The sequence below is a fragment of the Mangrovibacter phragmitis genome, assembly GCF_040429585.1.
Lineage (GTDB): Bacteria > Pseudomonadota > Gammaproteobacteria > Enterobacterales > Enterobacteriaceae > Mangrovibacter > Mangrovibacter phragmitis.
The window spans coordinates 1,883,063-1,902,009 of sequence record NZ_CP134782.1 but is presented as its reverse complement, the minus strand read 5'-3'; the positions used below and the strand labels follow the sequence as shown (position 1 = coordinate 1,902,009).

Genomic DNA, 18,947 nt, shown 5'->3' with positions numbered 1-18,947 from the left:
TGGCGAAGAAACGGTCTAAATAGGCTGATTCAAGGCATTTACGGGAGAAAAAACGGCTCAAACATGAAGAAATGAAATGACTGAGTCAGCCGAGAAGAATTTCCCCGCTTATTCGCACCTTCCTTAGCCGCCAGCTTGCTGAGGGCCAGCGCGCAGTCATGCTCGTCGCAACAGATTGTCCGGCAAGGGACGCCTTGCTCTTCCAGCCCCCAGCATAGTTCATCAAGCACGCGCGTATCCTGCCAGAGTGAGTGATAAAACAGATGTACGCCCGGTGATGAAAGTGACATTGCGCCCCCTTATTGATCAGAATGCCTGACGGAAGATCTCGGCAATTTCTTTCTCGTTCCCTTTACGCGGGTTGGAGAAGGCATTGCCGTCTTTCAGCGCCATTTCCGCCATATACGGGAAATCGGCTTCTTTGACGCCCAGCTCGCGCAGATGCTGCGGAATACCGATATCGGCTGACAGGCGAGCGATGGCGCGAATCGCCAGCTCGGCAGCATCCATGGTGGACAGACCGTCAGTGTTCTCACCCATAAACTCCGCGATGTCGGCAAATTTCTCCGGATTAGCGATCAGGTTATAGCGCGCCACGTGCGGCAGCAGGACGGCATTTGCTACGCCGTGCGGCATGTCGTACAGACCGCCAAGCTGATGCGCCATCGCGTGAACGTAGCCAAGGTTGGCGTTGTTGAAGGCCATACCCGCCAGCAAAGAGGCATAGGCCATATTCTCGCGAGCTTTCAGGTTGCTGCCCAGTGCTACGGCTTGGCGTAAGTTGCGGGCGATCAGACGAATTGCCTGGATAGCGGCGGCGTCGGTAACCGGGTTGGCATCTTTTGAAATATAGGCCTCAACGGCGTGGGTCAGGGCGTCCATTCCTGTTGCCGCAGTCAGTGCCGCAGGTTTGCCGAGCATCAGCAGTGGGTCATTAATGGAAACCGACGGCAGGTTGCGCCAACTGACAATCACAAACTTCACTTTGGTTTTGGTATTGGTCAGCACGCAGTGACGGGTGACTTCGCTGGCGGTACCGGCGGTGGTATTCACCGCGACGATCGGCGGCAGCGGATTGGTCAGGGTTTCAATCCCGGCATAGCTATAGAGATCGCCTTCGTGCGTCGCTGCGATGCCGATGCCTTTACCGCAGTCATGCGGGCTACCACCGCCGACGGTAACGATGATATCGCATTGCTCTTTACGAAAAACGTCCAGGCCGTCGCGCACGTTGGTGTCTTTAGGGTTTGGCTCGACGCCGTCAAACACCACCACGTCAATACCGGCTTCACGCAGATGTTCGAGGGTTTTATCAACCGCGCCGTCCTTAATGGCTCGCAGACCTTTATCAGTCACCAGCAGCGCTTTTTTACCGCCCAACAGTTTGCAGCGTTCGCCCACGACGGAAATAGCATTCGGGCCAAAAAAGTTCACATTCGGCACCAGGTAATCAAACATACGATAGCTCATAATTTACCTTCTTAGATTTAAATTATAATTCAGAGAAACAATTCAGCGCGGTTTGCGCTAATAACATGTCTTGTTCGCACCTTCCCTAGGTAACAAACCAAGATGAAACACAGTCTAACTTGGTCTAACCATAACAAAAAGGGTTTAAGTAGCATAAAATAGTATAAAATTCGCCATACTGAAACCCCTATTCAGACTACACAACTCTGAGGGGATCGGGTAATCCGTCTTCTCGATGCAGGCTCGGACGATGGCGCGCAGCCACTCCTGGGGGCAGCACGCCCCAAGCGTTTGGCAGTTTCCACCAACGAGAGTATCCGTTGACGAAACAACTCCCCACGACACACCCCGTAGCTCCGTTTGCGCCATAGCACATAGCCACGCAGCGTGCGTTCCGCTTCATTGAATTGGGAATCCCCTTCCTTTAGGGAGGGGAGCAGTCAAAATGGGCTCTGGGCTCCCTGTCGTGTTCAACAAAATCATTTGGATATATTGTAAGCGCGTCATAAACACCGCATTCTAATCACCTAGCCCGAATAATAAGATCAAACCTCCAACCCAAAGGAGATTTGAAATGGCCAAACGACGCACTAACCAAGAATGGCGAACCCTGTTCGAACACTATGAATCCAGCCAACTATCACAACGATTATTCTGTGAACGTAACGGACTGAGCCTCTCCACTTTTTACGCTAAGCGCCAACAGTTAAAGCACATCGAAAAACCGAACACGGTTGGCTTTGTTAAAGCAGAAGTCGTTGAAAAGACCACAAAGTATCAAGCCACTCACGTTGTCGTTACCAATATGACGCTGCTCGTCAATGATGTTGAACTGAGCATCCCACAAGGCACGCCAGCGACCTATCTCGCAGAGCTTATCGGTGCGCTGTCATGAAACGTATGCTCAGTGCTCCCGAAATCTATCTCTATCGCGAAAGCGTCGATTTTAGAAAGTCCATCAACGGCCTCGCTGCGATTATCGAAAATGACACCGACTTGCCCTTGGGCAGCGGCGCACTGTTCCTGTTCACCAACAAACAGCGCGACAAAATCAAAGTGCTGTACTGGGATAAAACAGGCTTTGCTCTTTGGTACAAGCGCCTTGAAAAAGCCAAGTACAAGTGGCCATCAAAAGAGCAAAATGAGGTGTTTACCCTAACTCAATTCGAGCTTGATAGACTGCTTTCTGGCTTCACGATTATCGGCCATAAACCCGTTAGAATAAACGATTTTACAATGACTTAAGCGATAATATAGCCATATCCACCAAGCATTAACGGCATGATTTTAGTATAATCAATGCCATGAAAAAGACGCCAAATATCAACCCAGAAAGCCAAGATGTTGCCGAGCTACAAGCGATGGTGAAAGCGCTGATGGCGTCAGAAATCCAATTGAAACAAGAGCGCCAGTCGCTACTTGAACAGCTCAAGCTGGCCTTCGACCGCCAGTTCGCTAAACGCTCAGAGGCGTTAAAGCCTTACAATGAATCTCAAGGTGACCTCTTCAACGAAGTGGAATGTGAAGCCGCTAAAGAAGAAGAGGTTGAGGTCACGACGACGACCACAACGAAGAAACGCGGTAAACGCAAGCCACTTCCAAAGACCTTGCCTCGTGAGGTTATCGAACTTGATTTAGACGACCATGAAAAGCAATGTGCTTGCTGCCAGCATAGTCTGCATAAAATCGGTGAAGACCGCAGTGAAAAGCTGGAGTTCACACCAGCCGTACTCAAAGTACTGGAATATGTTCGTCCTAAATATGCTTGCCGCCAGTGCGAGCAAACTGAAGACAACAATCGCATCGTTCAAAAGCCAGCGCCGCAAAGCATTATCCCGAAGAGCTTCGCCACAGAAAGCTTGTTGGCCAATATCATCCTCGGCAAATACCAATACGCGATGCCACTTTATCGACAAGAGTCGTTGTTTACCCAGTCAGGTATCGAACTCTCACGAACCACGATGGCAAGGTGGATTATCCAAGTCAGTGAGAAGTTCGCCCCGCTTTACGCGGCCTTGAAAGCGCACCTACTTGAGCAAGTGGTGATTCAGGCGGATGAAACGCCGCTCAATGTCCTCAAAGAAGATAAACAGTGTTATATGTGGCTTTACTGCTCGGGCGCAGACTCGCCAGATGCCGCACTCCCCAATGTGAAAAATATCGTCTTGTACGACTATCAAAACAGTCGCGCGAGGGCGTGCCCCGTTGCCTTCTTGGGCGACTATGATGGGTATCTGCAAACCGATGGCTATGGTGTTTATGATGGGCTTCATCTCGTCACCAATGTCGGTTGCTTCGCGCATGCTCGGCGCAAGTTCATGGAGGCGAAAAAGCTGCAAGGCAAAGGCAAGTCAGGCAAAGCGGATAGTGCATTGGCTAAAATCCAGAAACTCTATGGAATAGAATCACGCTTAAAAGGTGCCTGTGCCGAAAAACGGAAAGCAGAGCGCCAAGAGCATGCTAAGCCGATACTGGATGAGCTTTATGAATGGATGACAACTCAGAAAGTGCTTGAGTCTAGCCCGCTGGGTAAAGCGATAAAATACACGCTCGGTCAGTGGCCGAAGCTGAGCCGCTATATCGATGACGGTCACTTATCGATAGACAATAATCGTGCTGAACGCGCAATAAAACCGCTGGTTATAGGCAGAAAGAACTCTTATGACCTTTTTCAAGTTTTTCGACAAAACCTCTCTCTCCTCTGTGAGACGAGGCATATTCTCAGAGTTGGAATTGCCTGTAGGTTGCTTAGTACCGATAAAGCAACGCCTATGTCTGACATTATCATGCGAATAAAGAACTAGAGGTTATATCAAACAAAAAAAGAACCGAAAGCCGGTTCTTTTTTGTTTTCATTTCGTTTACTGCGTATTTCGGAGCATTCCGAACAGCCATTTCGGTATGACCCGAACACCTATTTCGGTTTAATCCGAACGCACATTCCGCGATTATCCGAACACTTTTAAGCGAACTCCGAAATCAGCGTTCGGAATAGCGAAAACCGCGTTCGGAATGCCCGAAATCCTTCCTTTTTCTCTTTTAAATCAATAGCTCGCTATTCTTTACTTCTTAAACAAGAACGTAAGGAAGCGACAATGGCTAAAAAGAGAACTCCAATGAACAAAATCAAAGAGATATTACGCCTTAAGTACGAGTGTGGGTTGTCCTACCGTAGTATTGCTAGTTGTCTCAATGTCAGTCTTGCAACAGTCTCTGAACTTGTCGCTCGTTTTAAGCAAAGTCAGATAGGCTGGCCTCTTCCAGAAGGTTACAGTGATACAGACCTTACTAAATCTCTTTATCATTCGAAGAAAGCCAGTCGAGACAAGGTCATGCCAGACTTCGCTCAGTACGCTGTCGAACTCAAGCGTAAAGGCATGACAAAGATGTTGTTGTGGCAGGAGTACCATGAGCAATATCAAGAGCAAGCTTACGCTTACACTCAGTTCTGCGAGCACTTCACTCGTTGGTTCAAAACCCAAAAGCGCAGTATGCGTCAGCTCCATGTTGCAGGTGATAAGCTGTTTATCGATTACTGTGGGCCTCGGCTTCAAGTGGTCAACCCTGATACAGGTGAAGTGCGCGAAGCAGAAGTGTTCGTGGCGACCTTAGGAGCGTCCAATTACACCTATGTGGAAGCCTTCCCGAGTCAAGGTAAGTCTTACTGGTTAGAGGCGCATGCCAATGCGCTCGAACACTTCGGTGGTGTACCACGGCTCTTGGTTCCCGATAATCTACGCAGCGCGGTCAGCAAAGCTAACCGTTATGAACCGAGGCTTAATGAAAGCTATCAAAAACTGGCAAATCATTATCAAACTGCCGTGATGCCAGCTCGCCCCTACAAACCGAAAGACAAAGCCAAAGCAGAAAATGCAGTCCTCCTAGTGGAACGTTGGATCATGATGCGACTTCGCCATCAAACCTTCTATACCTTCAAAGAGCTGAACCTTGCCATCCGTGAGCTGATGAATGACTTAAACGAACGTGAGATGAAGCATTATGGTGCAAGCCGCAAAGCGCTGTTCGACAAACTTGATAAACCCGCGTTAAAGCCCCTTCCTAAGCAGCGATATCTATATACTGAAACCAAGCGAGCCAAGGTTGGGCCTGATTATCACATCGAATATCGCCGTCACTACTACTCGGTTCCCCATCAACTTGTTGGCCACCATGTCGAACTGGAAGCCTCCAACCGTCTGGTGCAAATCTACCATCAAGGTAACTTGATCGCCCAGCACCCACGTAGCCAAAGGGAGCGCGGAAACAGCACTCAACCTGAGCACATGCCGAGTAATCATCAACATCAAAAGTGGTCGCCTGGACGTTTACTCAACTGGGGAGCCAATATCGGCCCCGCCACACGGGAAGTCGTCAATAAGATGCTGAACTCCAAGCCTCATCCAGAGCAGTCGTATCGCTCCTGCCTTGGGCTGCTCAATCTGAGCAAAGCGCATGGCGAATCGCGCTTAGAGCAAGCCTGTAAAGATGCACTGATGCTAACAAAACCCAATTACACCTTCGTCAACAATCTACTCAAGAACAATCGTGAGGGGCACCTGAGTAAAGATAAAGCGAATACGCCGAACCTTGTTCACAGCAATGTTCGTGGCCCGAACTGTTATCACTAGGAGAAAGGATATGAACGCACTCAATGACCAACTTAAAACCCTGCGCTTAAGTCATGCGGCGAAAGCGTTAGAGCAGCAACAAGAGCAACTGACCACCTACGCAGAGCTGGACTTCGAGGAGCGGTTAAGCTTGCTCCTGGAGAGTGAAATCTTGAACCGTAATCAGAGCAAAATCCAACGCTTGAAGCGACAAGCAAAGCTGAGAGTGGATGCCCAGCCAAGCCAACTCATCTACAAAGAGGGACGAAATCTCAATCGTAAACAGATGAGCGAACTGTTAACAGGCAGTTATCTGCACAAGCATCAGAATATCTTGATCACAGGCCCAACAGGTGCAGGCAAAACCTATCTTGGTTGCGCTCTGGCAACCAGTGCCTGCGACCAACAGCAAACCGTCAGGTACTACCGATTAACTCGCTTGCTTGATGATCTGACCGCAGGTCGTCTGGATGGTAGCTATCAAAAACAACTTCAGTCGCTGGCTAAGAAAGGCTTACTACTCCTCGACGACTGGGGGATGGAAAAACTGACTCAAGAGCATGCTGGTCACTTGTTAGAAGTGCTTGAAGACCGTTACCAAAACAGCAGCACAATCGTCATCAGCCAGTTACCAGTAAAAGAGTGGTACAACATGATCGGCAACGCCACTGTCGCTGACGCTCTAATGGATCGTCTAGTTCACAATAGTCATCGAATAGAACTGGGAGGAGAATCAATGAGAAAACTGGCACAATCCGAACACTTAGAGTAAAAATAGGGAAAGAGAAAAAGTGCTGGTTCAGGTGTTCGGAATAAACCGAAACAAGCGTTCGCAATCACCGAAATACGCACTCAGTCACATAAATTTGCTGTCAATAGCTCCTGGGTGAATAGTTACCTTTTCTTTACGTGTCCTTTCTGTATGACGTACGTGAAAGCCATCACAGTCCATATTCGTATGTCTCTGTAATATCAGACCAATCTATCGCTAGTATTGAAACGGTATGGCATGCTTTCAATCGAAGACACTAAAACCAAATGGGCGTTTTTCCAGAAACACCATTGGGTATCTCCAGAATTTTCCCGCACTCCCGTACTTGAGTCGTGGGAGCGTTGCATAAAGCAATGCAGTCCTTACACCTGGTCAAAGCCACATATTGCCTCTGGATTTACCTTCTCATCTCTGATGAAACGCAACGAGCACCTCATCGAATGCGCCACGACCGTACTTGAAGACACTTACGACATGCTAGGAGACGAAGACCTGCTATTGATGGTAACTGACGGCAACGGCTGCGTTCTTTCCGTTGTGGGACATCACTCTATGCAGCAAGAGATGCAGGCGCTCGGCATTAAACAAGGCTGTTTTCTATCTGAAGGAAAAATTGGCACAAATGCGGTCAATCTCTGTATTAGTACTCATATCCCGAGTGAAGTTTTCGCAGCAGAACATTTCAATCGCCACTTACATTCTTATGCCTCTGTAGCAGCACCTGTTTTCGACCAATTTGGCAAGTTACGCGGCACAACATGCCTTCTCAAAAAAGCAGAGAGCTATAAGAAAGAAAACTTAGTCATCATCGCGTCGAGCGCGAAAGAAGTCAGTTTGCAAATCCATATTCAGTCGGAACAAGAAAACATTAACCGCCTCACTTGTGCGCACAACGCAACGTTAGAATGCATGGATGATGGCCTTCTGGCCTGGGATAAAGAAAGCCGTATTACCATGGTAAATCATCAATCAGAGCGTTTGTTAAACATTGAAGCCAGTCAGGTTTTGGATAAAGAAGTCTTTTCGGTTTTACGTTTCCCGCCGAATGTCCTCAATAGTCTTGAGTCGGGTGCAAGCATCAACCGCAAGCTCACAACGGTAGAGGTTCGTGGCGAGTTTGTTGAAGCGATCATTACCTTGCGTCCACTCAACGACGGCACGCACTTATTGTTTTTGCACCCCATCGATAAAATTCGCGAACTTGCTCAACAACAAATAGGTGGCAGTGCGCGCTATACATTCAGCACTTTGCCTGTTATTTCACGAAAAATGAAGCATGTCATTACCGTGGCAAAACGGGCCATAAAGTCCAAATCACCGATTCTAATTACAGGTGAAGAAGGTGTAGGAAAAGCCACTCTCGCCATGGCGATTCATAACGAAAGCACCTACAAAGAAGGGCCATTCATTACGCTCAACTGTCGCTCTATCAATACAGAGCAGCTGGTCAAAGAAACCCTAGGCTACGACGAAGGACAAGGCATGCCTTCTAAGTTTGAACTCGCCCATGGCGGTACGCTCTTTCTAGAAAAGGTGGAACATCTGTCGCCCGATTTACAAGCCGTGTTACTTAAGTTGTTAAAAACTGGGCTCGTCAGCCGCAGCGACAGTTTGCGATTGATCCCCGTAGACTTTCAACTTATTACGAGCACCGCTTCAGAGATCAGCGAGTATGTCACTCAGCGCTCATTTGGTCGGCAACTTTATTATGAAATCTCCTCGAACGAACTGCATATTCCGCCACTACGAAAGCGTAAAGAAGACATTGAATTTTTCGTCCAGCAGCTTATCAGCCATTATGAACGCCGCCACAATGTGACGATCTCGATAGAGGCAGTCGCACTGGAAGCGTTGATGAATTTTCGTTGGTCAGGCAACAACTCTGAATTAAGAAACCGAACTGAGCGAATTTTGCTGAACCGCAGTTCCAACTTAATCAAGCTGAACGATATTCCTGAAGACATTAAACTGAATTCTCGCCATACCGCAGAAAATACGCCAGTAATCACGTTAGAAGAAGCCGAGAGAAGAGCTATCGTTCAGGCTTGGAATCAGTGTGATGGCAAAATGCATGATATGGCGAAAGCATTGCAAATTGGCCGCACGACCTTATGGAGAAAAATTAATAAGTTTGGGCTGAAGGAGCAAATGAAGCTGTATTAAGCCAAGAAGTGGCGTTCCTATAAAAGTAAAACCGGCGTAAGCACGCCGGTATACATGTACTAACGATAAAGGTATCGATTAAACATCGACAGACAACTGACGAATCTGCGCTTTTAGTCCCGGTAGCAGACTCGAACTGGCGCTGAATTTTCGTAACCCAACACGAAGTAATGTTTCTGTGGCATTTGGATCACCAGCCATCTCACCGCACATACTGACCGGTATGCCCGCGCGATCGCCTGCTGCACAAGTGAGTTCAATGGCTTTTAGTACCGATGGTTCAAAGTAGTTCACCAATTCAGCAACGGCAGCGTTGCCTCGATCGGCTGCCATAACATATTGAGTCAAATCATTGGTGCCAATAGAGAAAAAGTCGACTTCTTGTGCTAACGCATCTGCATTTAATACCGCGGCGGGTACCTCAATCATAATACCGACAGGCAAATGAGTCGCATCCAAGCCGAGTTGGTTTGCTTGATGTGCCAACAGCGCTTTTACTTTTCTCACTTCTTCAACCTGAGCCACCATCGGTATCATCAATTGAATATTCGGTTGCTCGTGAAAGGCTCTCAGAATGGCTCGAAGTTGGGCGGTAAACAATGACTCATGTTGAAGGCACAACCGCACCCCTCTCAGACCTAAAAATGGATTATCTTCCGCTGGCATAGGGTAAGCGACTAAAGGCTTATCACCGCCAACATCTAGACTACGAATCGTAAGTGGCTTATCACCAAGTGCGGCGGCAATATCACGATACACTTGGTATTGCGCTTCCTCAGTCGGCAACTCATCACTGTTTTGAAATAGAAACTCAGTCCGGAATAGACCAACGCCCTCAGCTCCTGATGTTAGTGCATCATCAATATCTTTCGGTCCACCAATATTGGCGAATACTGGAATATGGACACCATCACAGGTGACTGCGGCTTGCTGAGCACTCGCTAGTGCACTTTGTCGGGAGTTTTGCCACTCAATTTGCTGAGCTTCTAATTCCTGCTGTACGGCATCTGAAGGAGAGAACCATAAATGCCCTCGAAAGCCATCAATAGTCACCACTTGACCAGCACGCACAGCATCAAGGCAGCCCTGAGCTTTAACGATGGCAGGAATCCCCATCGCACGAGCAAGAATCGCACTGTGAGAGGTTTTCCCTCCCTCACTCAAACAGATACCAAGCACTTTCGATTTATCAAGCCCGGCCACATCAGAAGGCATCAGATCGCGGGCCAACAAAATACTCGGTTCCTTAATGTCGATGGCATTAGGCGTTACACCTGTCATTTCAACCATAACCTGGCGTGCGATATCATGCACATCAGCTTCGCGTTCCCGCATGTACTGGCTTTCAGCCTGGCGAAACTCGTCGGCTAACGTTTGCAGTGATTCTATCCAAGCTTGCTCGGCTATCATGCCCGTTTGAATTCGCGACTCGACCGATGCCCATAATTCTGGGTCACTGAGCATCATGCTATGAGCAGAAAATATTTCCCCTTTCGGCTGCTTCGCTTGCTCCTGCAAATGTTGAACAACCACGCCTATCGCATGCTTAACCCGTTCAATTTCATCTTGTTCACTTTGGAAATCACGTTCAGGCACAACTGGCATTTCATGAGTAAAAAGGACAACTGGAGCAGTAGCGATACCGTCATTGACTCGAAGACCAACAACAGCACCTTCAATCTGATTAGGGACCATGTCATCGAGCAAAGTATCCGTGCTCTCTTCAGATTCGATAATGCCTTGCTCAACCGCCTCTTTTTCTCCGAAGTGCTCACTAGCTAAGGCTTCAAATTCCTTGATTGCTTCACTGGATTGAGAGCCGAGTGCGCACAGCGTGATCGTCTCTTGGCTACGAACGCCAAGTTTCGCAATGCTGTTTAAGCTTTTCGCGTTTACACGGCGCTCGCCTTTTTTCAACCATAATTGGCAGTCAAAAGGCGCGAGTGCACCAACAATGGCCGCAGCGGGACGAGCATGTAATCCATTCGGATTTTGCACTACCCAATCAAATGTCCGTTCTTGCTCAAAGTTCTCTGATACTGGCGCTATCTCAGCGGATGTTAGTGGCTGATCACCAAGGTGCTCCCGTTTTACGCTTAACGCATTCTGTGCCTCTTCGACTACCGTCGATAAAGGTAGCCCGGCAGCAGCAGCCACCGACGCCGCCATGGTCCCTTCAACAATGGGGGCCGAGATAAGGGTGACATTTTCCCTCACATGATCATCAATCAGATCCAGAGCCATTTCCGTGCTAAGCAACGCGCTGCCAAGATCCATCAACACAACAACCCCTTGTTGATCATGTACCTGCTCAATCGCTTCCATCACGGCTATGGCATCGGTTCCGATCGGGTTCTCTGGATCATCAATCCCAGCCGCAATCGCAAGCTTGGCTTTGCCTTGCGTCATTTGGGTGGCAAGTTCGGCCACCCCTTCTGCAAGGCGACGACTATGAGATACAACTACAATTCCCACCATCTTAATTACCTGCTATTGCCTGCTGTAGTGCTTTAATCATTAACAAAGAAGAGGTTGCGCCGGGGTCTTGGTGACCAATACTACGTTCACCTAAATAGCTTGCTCGCCCTTTTTTCGCCAACATTTCAATCGTGGCAACCGCGTTCGTTTCTGCTAGCTCAACCATTTCATTCAATAAATGGTCAGCGCTCATGCCATTTTCTAACGACGCCTTCACGCTAACTAAAACGGGTAACCAAACATCACACATGGTTTTATCACCCAGTTCCGCTTTACCACGAGACACCACGCCATCCACACCGCTTTTTAGTGCATCAACCAACTCTTCAAACGTTAGTTGCTCTCGAGTTCCGACAGCGGCAGCCGTGCGAATAAACAGCGTGCCATACAGCGGGCCACTTGCCCCACCGACACTAGAAAGCAAGGTCATGCCCGTATTCTTGAGAATGCTGCCGATATTTTGGTCCGCAAATTGCGGCAGTTTTTCCGCGACTTTTTTAAAGCCTCGGTTCATATTGAGACCATGGTCTGCGTCACCAATATCACGATCAAGGTCGGTCAGAAAATCTTGATTCTCTTGATACGTTTTTGCACATAGCTCTAACCAGTGAACGATATGTTGTTTTTCAATTTGCATGTTTGCTCCCCCCTGTTACCACTTGATCGCGGCCGTATCGACAGGAGCATCAAACAGCTCCAACATCTCTTTATCTGCTTTCAGCAACGTAATTGAAACGCCTTCCATATCGAGTGACGTACAGAAGTTACCAACCATATTACGCACGATACGGAACCCCGCTTGCTCGCAGTTATGAGCAAGACGGCGGTACACCCCGTAAAGCTCTGAAGTTGGCGTACCACCCATACCATTCACCATCACAATGTAGTCGTGTTCAGCAGCAAAAGGCTCAATGCTGGATTCCACTTCACCCCATTCACCTTCGTCACGATTCCAAATACGCAAAGTGCGCTGATAAGGTGTGTTTTCAGCAACTTCAGCAAACATTTCATCCACTAACGTATCGACATCGGTGTATTTCACTCGCTTGATACCTGGTTCACCATGGATACCAACACCAAACTCCACTTCATCATCTTCCAGAACAAAAGATGGTTTACCCGCCGCTGGCACAACACAAGCATTAAGCGCCACGCCAAATGAGCGACAGTGATTATTAACGCGACGAGCCAGAGCTTCACATTGCTCCAACGAATAACCTTTGTTCGCGGCAGCCCCAACTAACTTCTCAACCAATACCGTTCCAGCAACGCCACGGCGACCAGCGGTATACAAGCTGTCTTTGACCGCAACATCGTCATCCACCAACACCGACCCAACTTTGATGCCATCGGTATGAAGCAGCTCCACGGCCGTTTCAAAATTCAATACGTCGCCGGTGTAGTTTTTAATGATAAATAGCACGCCTTCTCCAGTATTCACTTGGTTGCCACATTCGTACATTTGATCAGGCGTAGGTGAAGTAAATACCTCACCAGGGCAGGCGCCTGTCAGCATGCCTTTACCAATAAAACCTGCGTGCAAAGGTTCATGACCACAGCCACCACCAGAAACCAATGCCACTTGCCCCGGCGTTTCCTCATGCCACATGTAATGAGGCTCGTAGTTGGCTTTTAGCTCAGGGCGGGACAATGCCAGGCCTTCCATTTGCTGCAATACAACATCATCGACTTGGTTAATTAACTTTTTCATCGTTCTATCTCATTCCATTTATATTTTTATGTAGGGTATGAATTCATCTTAAACAGAGAAAAAACGTGCTCAACAAAAATCAATCCGTTTCATATTGAAACAACGACTTCGGTATTTTTTGTTTCAATATGAAACGAAAAACGACGAATTCGCTTGAATAGTGATCGGCGCCATAAAGCATACTAATGCTTATTACTTCTGACAGTCGGTTTGACACCGAGGTCATAAAAGCTGGAACAAAACCAGAGATATCCTTCACCACTTACCTCACCAAACCTAATATAAACCTTATCGCTACAATGGATTTTCATTGCAGTCCAAAACACACATAAAAAAGGTTAAAGGTTTGAATTATGGACAAAATTATTATCAGCCCAAGCAAATACGTCCAAGGTGAACAAGTACTTACATCTATCGCTCACTATGTGAAAACATTAGGTGAACGTCCGTTAGTCATTGCCGATGAGTTCGTGACTAACCTGGTTGGTGATGACGTCAAACAAAGCTTTGCTGACGAAAAGCTTCTACTCACTATGAACATTTTTGGTGGCGAATGTTCACGCGTTGAGATTGAACGCATAACGGACATTTGTGCCACTCAAAAACACGATGTCATTGTCGGTATTGGTGGCGGTAAAACCTTAGATACAGCTAAGGCCGTTGCGTTTTACACCAAAATTCCTGTCGTGATGGTTCCTACGATTGCCTCGACTGATGCGCCAACCTCTGCTCTTGCGGTGATATACACACCTGAAGGTGAGTTTGCAGAATATTTGATGATCCCTAAAAATCCAGACATGGTCATCATGGATACATCAGTCATCGCCAAAGCCCCTGTTCGCCTACTGGTATCGGGGATGGGCGATGCGCTCTCCACCTACTTTGAAGCTCGTGCCAACATGACCTCTGGTAAGGCAACAATGGCAGGTGGTTTAGCGACGCGTTCAGCGCAAGCTCTTGCGAAGCTCTGTTATGAAACCTTGCTTGAAGATGGTGTAAAAGCAAAAGCTGCGGTAGAAAATGGTGTGAGCACCAAAGCGGTAGAAAATATTATTGAAGCCAATACATACCTAAGCGGTATAGGTTTTGAAAGCAGTGGCCTAGCAGGCGCTCACGCTATTCATAACGGCCTAACCAAGCTCGAAGAGTGTCACCATCTCTATCATGGTGAGAAAGTCGCGTTCGGCACACTTGTTCAACTGGTGCTAGAAAACGCAGCGATGGAAGAGATTAATACGGTTCTCGCCTTCTGCCGATCGGTAGGTCTACCAACCAACTTATTTGATATGGGCGTTAAAGAGCTTAATCACGATAAATTGCGCGAGGTCGCCGAAGCTTCAACGGCCGAGGGAGAAACCATCCACAATATGCCATTCCCAGTGACGGCAGAAAATGTCTACTCTGCAATTCTAACCGCTCATCAACTGGGCCAATAACCCAAATAAAAACGAGTTTGAGTCTCAAAAGGCAAGCCAAGGTTTGCCTTTTATGCTTCAACGGACTTATCACTTCCATTGACACCTGCCGATGGCAACATCAAAACAAACCGCGTCTTGTCTTTATCTGATGTTACTTTTATCTGTCCTTCATACGCTTGCACGATAGATTGGGTAATCGACAAACCTAGCCCTGCACCGACACTACCTACATGTTGGCGAGATTTATCTGCGCGATAAAATCGGTCGAAAAGGTACGGTAAGTTTTGCTCGGCAATGGAGTCACCTTGGTTGCTGACCGATATCGTAACCCATTCATCAACCTCTTGAACGTCAATCACAATGGTTGAATCAGCATACGCATGGCGAATCGCGTTGGAGAGCAAGTTGCCCACCGCACGCTCAAACATGTTTTTGTCCATATAGAGCTGACCGTCGCCTGAGTTCACGATTCGAACCTCGGCATCTTCGGCCAATATTTCAAAATACGCGACCAAGCGGTCGATTTCCTCCCGCACCGCAAACACTTCGTCATGGCGATGAATGAGCTTGTTTTCAGCCTTGGCAATGTAGAGCAAATCGTTGATGGTTTTCGTGATGCGGTTGAGTTCTTCTAACGTTGAGGCAATCGCATCCTGATATTCCTCAGGCGTTCGACATGCACCTAAAATGACCTGATTTTGCGTAGTAATGTTGGTGAGTGGCGTTTTTAACTCATGTGCTATATCAGAAGAAAACTCGCTCAAGCGGCGAAAACCAGTTTGCAACCTATCGAGCATCGCGTTGTGTTTGTTGGCTAACTCGCGCAGTTCTATTGGCAACGAATCGGGGTCGAGACGAATGCCCATTTGCTCTGGGGATATCTGTTGAATGTGCTGATTCAACCCCACAATCGGCTTCAACCCACGTTTTACAATCCAACCGCTCAACGCGGAAGAAATCACAAACGCCAAACCGAGCGCCCAAAACAAAATCCAGTCGAGTTTATCCAAAAACAAAATATGGTGGTTGATACTCATGCCGAGCACCACCTGATACTCCCCAGCTTGAAACGCAAACGCGCGGATATTCAGCGAGTCCTCACTCCATTCGATGGCGCGCTCGTGATTTAAAACCTGAGGTGAGCTAATGCTATAGGCTCGGTTCTGAGGAATCGTCAGGCTCGAATTCTGATACACGTTCTGCTTGCCTTCAAACACCCACATGTAGAGCGTGCTGTTATTCGCTTGCTTGAACACATCCTCTGGCGAGCGTTTTAACGCTTTCTCAATGGCGTTGAACTTACTGGAAATATAGCTGAAATCTTGCGAATAAAAGTGGCGCTCAATGGCGTACTGTAGGATGAAAGCCAAAGAAAAATAGGTCACGAACGTCATGCTAACAAACATCAGCACGAGCTTATTTTTCATGGAAAAAGGGAGCGAAAACTTAGGCATCACAACTCTCTTCGAGTTTGTAGCCCATCCCTCTGACAGTGTGAATCAGTGGTTTATCGAACGGTTTGTCCACTTTGCTACGCAGACGTTTGACCGCCACATCAATCACATTGGTATCGCTGTCAAAGTTCATATCCCACACTAACGACGCAATAGTGGTACGTGAAAGCACTTGGCCAGTTTTGCGCATCAACAACTCAAGCAGGGCATATTCTTTGGCGGTAAGCGACATCGACTGCCCCGCGCGCGTGGCAACGCGTTTGATCATATCAAGTTCTAAATCTGCCACACGTAATGTTTGCGGCGATGCGACCACTTGCGCGGAAATATGATGACGAAATACGTTTTGAATACGCGCCAGTAGCTCCGCAAACGCGTAAGGTTTTACGACATAGTCATTGGCACCCAGCTCAAAACCGCGCACGCGATCTTCCACTTGCTCCTTCGCTGTCAGCATGATCACTGGGGTGTGAATCCCACTACTGCGCAATGTATTAAGCACCTGCCAACCATCGAGTTTAGGCAACATAATGTCGAGGAGGATTAAGTCATATTCTTCACTGGTAGCGTGATACAGCCCATCGACCCCATCATGTACTAGTAACTATTCACCCACGAGCTATTGACGACGGTTTACGCTAAAAATACTGGCGCCTGATAATCAACTTTCAACATGTGATGTTCGACGATTTCACGCAGCCATTTATAAGCAGAGACCTGCTGAAGTTTGGCTGTTTCTATCAGCGAGAACATTCGTTCGCGGAACTGGTCGCCTCGATATGAGCGAGTCACGTAACAACACTTCCTCATCAGTATGTAATTACGGAGAACTCGCTCCGCTGCGTTGTTTGTTAACGGGCACTCGGAGTCGTCCATAAACCGCCAGACCATGGCATCATCAGCGATGAGGTTTCGACATCTACCTCGATATCGTTTTGAGCATTGATAACTACCCAATTTGAGCCAATGAAGCCAGCTCTTTCGTAACCGCCTGAGTCGGCGGTAATATTGGCTTTCGGTAATTTCTTCTTCGATATATCGGTGATGACACCTGAATACGCTATGAGCGATTAAAGCGAGTTTTTCTCCGATTTTTTGGTTTTCAGGACAAACGCTTTCCTCGATAGCGATGACGTTCCTTAATATGTGAGCCCAGCATAATTGGCGCTTAGATTCGTCGATATATTTGTAGGCAGAATATTGGTCAGTCACTAAAAGGTGTGAAACCGCTTCACCAAGTAGTCGTTTGGCAGCATGTTGGTTTCTTCCGCTGTTAATTTGGAAAAAGGCTACGTTATTGCTGAGTGCGGCCCACATCCAGCGTTTATCATTATTGCGCTGATGCGAAGTCTCATCAGCCATAATCAGTTTAGATGCTTTGACTGTTTCATGAATTTGAGTATGAGTATCGGCTAAGTATTCAGTGACTCGTCCTTGCGCCGCTGATATTGCACCTGTTGAGAAGTTAAGCTGGAAGACGTCTTTCAACATAGATTGTATTTTACCTATGCTTTGGTGGTGCTGCGTCGCCTGGATTGCGATAAAGCTATGTAGATTTGGCCCCATTTGAACATCGGGCACATACTCTGGAAGCTCCGCTTGGTGTTTATCACCACACCATGCGCACTCGCCTTTAAAGATTTGATGTTCAACAAGCGTGTATGAGATATCTGGCAAGTCAAAGATTTGGTGTCGTTTATAAGGTTTTCGATTTGGAATAACACACCCACCGCAGTGGCATATCTTATTCGGTAAATATTGCTCAACCGAGGCACTGTCTTCAACTGATTGCGGATCAGAGCGGTATGCTCGCGGCGTGTGGTTTCGCGCTGAGAATAGTCAGACAAAATACCAATATTGGTTATATTCAGTTGCCTTGCGACAAACCATTGGGTATTCGTTGGGATTTGATTTAAATCGATCAAGAAAGTACCAAGAAAGCGAACACAACCTAATTGCAGCGCAACTCCAAATCGATTGTGTTCACCACGTCTTTGTGTAATAAAAGCTAAGTCAGCCTCGTCCAAATGGAAGTACCGCGCCAATTGAACATCATTCGGCTCCCCATTAAATTGCCCGTAACTATTTTTTTGTTCAGTGGTTAAAAAATCTACGGGCATAGCCAAAACCTCTTATTGGTTACACAAACTCAAATCAGTGACGTATTGTTTTCCCATTTCCGGCATGTAAGCCATGAGGAATTTTAATAAATATCTGGATGGAAATGCCGCAATGGTTCCATTTGCTGATGAAGAATACGGATTATGTAAATACTATGAGGTTGTGGGCGATAAAAAATAGCATGTTTATGGTGATCGTGGCGGCGAAGCCCTTCGGCAATTTCGGGGCACTCGTAACCCATCAAAGGTTGTTCTGCAAGCGTTAGCAAAACGTCATGCATACTGTCTGTATAAGCATCTGCTTGCTCTATGCCAAAGTTCAATAGGGTGTATTCAAAGATATGCTCAAAGTCTTCTGCGGCGAGGTTGGAAAGTTTATACATTGTGTCTCTGCTTTACTTTAGTCGCAATGTCATGAAGTGATAATGAGCATTGACCACTCTGCTCTCCGGCTTCAATCGCCATTTTTAGAGCCGTGGTTTGTTTCTCTTGCCTTTCGAGTAGCCGCAATGCAGAACGAACTACTTCGCTTGTTGAGCCATAGCGACCAGTCGCTATGAGTTGGCCGACAAACTCATCTAGCTGAGACCCAATCGTAACACTAGTTGTGCGTGACATATTTCCACCTACATGTGTGAATAATTAACACACCAATAATAGGTCAACTAAAATTCAAAATCAAATCACGATCTTCGTATGACAATGAAGTATACTTATAAGTCACACGTAAAAATTGACACGAAAAGTAGATTTG

Annotated in this window: 13 protein-coding genes and 6 pseudogenes; 7 read left to right on the top strand and 12 right to left on the bottom strand. The window is 47.2% G+C overall.

What is annotated here, in order from left to right:
- Nucleotides 1-101: 101 nt before the first annotated feature.
- The 3 genes and pseudogenes from MPHASIOC01_RS09195 to MPHASIOC01_RS09185 form a co-directional block, all read right to left on the bottom strand.
- A pseudogene (locus MPHASIOC01_RS09195) lies at nt 102-290 on the bottom strand (glycerol dehydratase reactivase beta/small subunit family protein); the annotation flags it as partial.
- A gap of 16 nt (nt 291-306) precedes the next feature.
- Nucleotides 307-1,470 (bottom strand): 1,3-propanediol dehydrogenase, encoded by a 1,164-nt coding sequence (gene dhaT, locus MPHASIOC01_RS09190; RefSeq protein WP_213906408.1) that lies wholly within the window; start codon nt 1,468-1,470, stop codon nt 307-309.
- Nucleotides 1,471-1,614: 144 nt separating this feature from the next.
- Nucleotides 1,615-1,874, bottom strand: a pseudogene (locus tag MPHASIOC01_RS09185) (hypothetical protein); the annotation flags it as partial.
- Nucleotides 1,875-2,044: 170 nt separating this feature from the next.
- On the opposite strand from MPHASIOC01_RS09185, the gene tnpA reads away from it, so the two are divergent.
- The 6 genes and pseudogenes from tnpA (at nt 2,045) to dhaR (ending at nt 9,012) form a co-directional block, all read left to right on the top strand.
- Nucleotides 2,045-2,365 (top strand): IS66 family insertion sequence element accessory protein TnpA, encoded by a 321-nt coding sequence (gene tnpA / locus MPHASIOC01_RS09180; protein ID WP_213906407.1) that lies wholly within the window; start codon nt 2,045-2,047, stop codon nt 2,363-2,365.
- Complete coding sequence (tnpB, locus tag MPHASIOC01_RS09175) at nt 2,362-2,715, top strand: IS66 family insertion sequence element accessory protein TnpB (protein ID WP_019283195.1); 354 nt, start codon at nt 2,362-2,364, stop codon at nt 2,713-2,715. The genes tnpA and tnpB overlap by 4 nt, the downstream gene beginning before the upstream one ends.
- A 59-nt stretch (nt 2,716-2,774) precedes the next feature.
- Nucleotides 2,775-4,127, top strand: a pseudogene (gene tnpC / locus MPHASIOC01_RS09170) (IS66 family transposase); the annotation flags it as partial.
- 438 nt (nt 4,128-4,565) lie between these two features.
- A complete protein-coding gene (gene istA, locus MPHASIOC01_RS09165; protein ID WP_202641176.1) occupies nt 4,566-6,098 on the top strand; it encodes an IS21 family transposase in 1,533 nt (510 codons plus the stop codon).
- A gap of 10 nt (nt 6,099-6,108) precedes the next feature.
- Complete coding sequence (gene istB, locus MPHASIOC01_RS09160) at nt 6,109-6,849, top strand: IS21-like element ISVch3 family helper ATPase IstB (protein WP_023931200.1); 741 nt, start codon at nt 6,109-6,111, stop codon at nt 6,847-6,849.
- A 237-nt stretch (nt 6,850-7,086) separates the two neighbouring features.
- A complete protein-coding gene (gene dhaR, locus MPHASIOC01_RS09155; protein WP_353614441.1) occupies nt 7,087-9,012 on the top strand; it encodes a dihydroxyacetone kinase operon transcriptional regulator DhaR in 1,926 nt (641 codons plus the stop codon).
- Between the two features lie 78 nt (nt 9,013-9,090).
- Here dhaR and ptsP read toward each other — a convergent pair whose 3' ends face one another.
- The 3 genes from ptsP to dhaK are packed head-to-tail and all read right to left on the bottom strand — an operon-like array spanning nt 9,091 to nt 13,201.
- Nucleotides 9,091-11,490 carry a phosphoenolpyruvate--protein phosphotransferase gene (ptsP, locus tag MPHASIOC01_RS09150; RefSeq protein WP_353614440.1) on the bottom strand — a complete coding sequence of 800 codons (2,400 nt, stop codon included), beginning with the start codon at nt 11,488-11,490 and terminating at the stop codon, nt 9,091-9,093.
- Nucleotide 11,491: 1 nt separating this feature from the next.
- Nucleotides 11,492-12,127 carry a dihydroxyacetone kinase subunit DhaL gene (gene dhaL, locus MPHASIOC01_RS09145; protein ID WP_005379705.1) on the bottom strand — a complete coding sequence of 212 codons (636 nt, stop codon included), beginning with the start codon at nt 12,125-12,127 and terminating at the stop codon, nt 11,492-11,494.
- 15 nt (nt 12,128-12,142) lie between these two features.
- Nucleotides 12,143-13,201 (bottom strand): dihydroxyacetone kinase subunit DhaK, encoded by a 1,059-nt coding sequence (dhaK, locus tag MPHASIOC01_RS09140; protein ID WP_213906375.1) that lies wholly within the window; start codon nt 13,199-13,201, stop codon nt 12,143-12,145.
- Nucleotides 13,202-13,554: 353 nt separating this feature from the next.
- Between dhaK and MPHASIOC01_RS09135 the strand changes: the two genes are divergently transcribed.
- Nucleotides 13,555-14,637, top strand: a complete 1,083-nt coding sequence (locus MPHASIOC01_RS09135; protein ID WP_353614439.1) for a glycerol dehydrogenase — start codon at nt 13,555-13,557, stop codon at nt 14,635-14,637.
- Nucleotides 14,638-14,687: 50 nt separating this feature from the next.
- Here MPHASIOC01_RS09135 and MPHASIOC01_RS09130 read toward each other — a convergent pair whose 3' ends face one another.
- From MPHASIOC01_RS09130 to MPHASIOC01_RS09105, 6 genes and pseudogenes are all read right to left on the bottom strand, one after another.
- Nucleotides 14,688-16,073: a heavy metal sensor histidine kinase gene (locus MPHASIOC01_RS09130; RefSeq protein WP_181869500.1), complete on the bottom strand. Its 1,386-nt coding sequence runs from the start codon at nt 16,071-16,073 to the stop codon at nt 14,688-14,690.
- A pseudogene (locus MPHASIOC01_RS09125) lies at nt 16,066-16,659 on the bottom strand (winged helix-turn-helix domain-containing protein); the annotation flags it as partial. The gene MPHASIOC01_RS09130 and the pseudogene MPHASIOC01_RS09125, both read right to left, overlap by 8 nt.
- Nucleotides 16,660-16,706: 47 nt before the next feature.
- A pseudogene (tnpC, locus tag MPHASIOC01_RS09120) lies at nt 16,707-17,828 on the bottom strand (IS66 family transposase); the annotation flags it as partial.
- 35 nt (nt 17,829-17,863) lie between these two features.
- Nucleotides 17,864-18,193, bottom strand: a pseudogene (locus MPHASIOC01_RS09115) (DUF4158 domain-containing protein); the annotation flags it as partial.
- A gap of 83 nt (nt 18,194-18,276) precedes the next feature.
- A complete protein-coding gene (locus tag MPHASIOC01_RS09110) occupies nt 18,277-18,576 on the bottom strand; it encodes a type II toxin-antitoxin system RelE/ParE family toxin (RefSeq protein ID WP_016151372.1) in 300 nt (99 codons plus the stop codon).
- On the bottom strand, nt 18,569-18,811 hold the full coding sequence (locus MPHASIOC01_RS09105) for a type II toxin-antitoxin system ParD family antitoxin (protein WP_016151373.1): 243 nt from the start codon (nt 18,809-18,811) through the stop codon (nt 18,569-18,571). Before MPHASIOC01_RS09105 ends, MPHASIOC01_RS09110 begins: the two co-directional genes overlap by 8 nt.
- Nucleotides 18,812-18,947 lie beyond the last annotated feature (136 nt).

Bases quoted from the DNA above. Each gene is read 5' to 3' on its own strand.
- dhaR (WP_353614441.1), top strand. From the start codon at position 7,087: ATGCTTTCAATCGAAGACACTAAAACCAAATGGGCGTTTTTCCAGAAA.
- MPHASIOC01_RS09135 (WP_353614439.1), top strand. From the start codon at position 13,555: ATGGACAAAATTATTATCAGCCCAAGCAAATACGTCCAAGGTGAACAA.
- tnpA (WP_213906407.1), top strand. From the start codon at position 2,045: ATGGCCAAACGACGCACTAACCAAGAATGGCGAACCCTGTTCGAACAC.
- MPHASIOC01_RS09110 (WP_016151372.1), bottom strand. From the start codon at position 18,576: ATGTATAAACTTTCCAACCTCGCCGCAGAAGACTTTGAGCATATCTTT.
- MPHASIOC01_RS09105 (WP_016151373.1), bottom strand. From the start codon at position 18,811: ATGTCACGCACAACTAGTGTTACGATTGGGTCTCAGCTAGATGAGTTT.
- istB (WP_023931200.1), top strand. From the start codon at position 6,109: ATGAACGCACTCAATGACCAACTTAAAACCCTGCGCTTAAGTCATGCG.
- MPHASIOC01_RS09130 (WP_181869500.1), bottom strand. From the start codon at position 16,073: ATGCCTAAGTTTTCGCTCCCTTTTTCCATGAAAAATAAGCTCGTGCTG.
- ptsP (WP_353614440.1), bottom strand. From the start codon at position 11,490: ATGGTGGGAATTGTAGTTGTATCTCATAGTCGTCGCCTTGCAGAAGGG.
- istA (WP_202641176.1), top strand. From the start codon at position 4,566: ATGGCTAAAAAGAGAACTCCAATGAACAAAATCAAAGAGATATTACGC.
- dhaT (WP_213906408.1), bottom strand. From the start codon at position 1,470: ATGAGCTATCGTATGTTTGATTACCTGGTGCCGAATGTGAACTTTTTT.
- dhaL (WP_005379705.1), bottom strand. From the start codon at position 12,127: ATGCAAATTGAAAAACAACATATCGTTCACTGGTTAGAGCTATGTGCA.
- tnpB (WP_019283195.1), top strand. From the start codon at position 2,362: ATGAAACGTATGCTCAGTGCTCCCGAAATCTATCTCTATCGCGAAAGC.
- dhaK (WP_213906375.1), bottom strand. From the start codon at position 13,201: ATGAAAAAGTTAATTAACCAAGTCGATGATGTTGTATTGCAGCAAATG.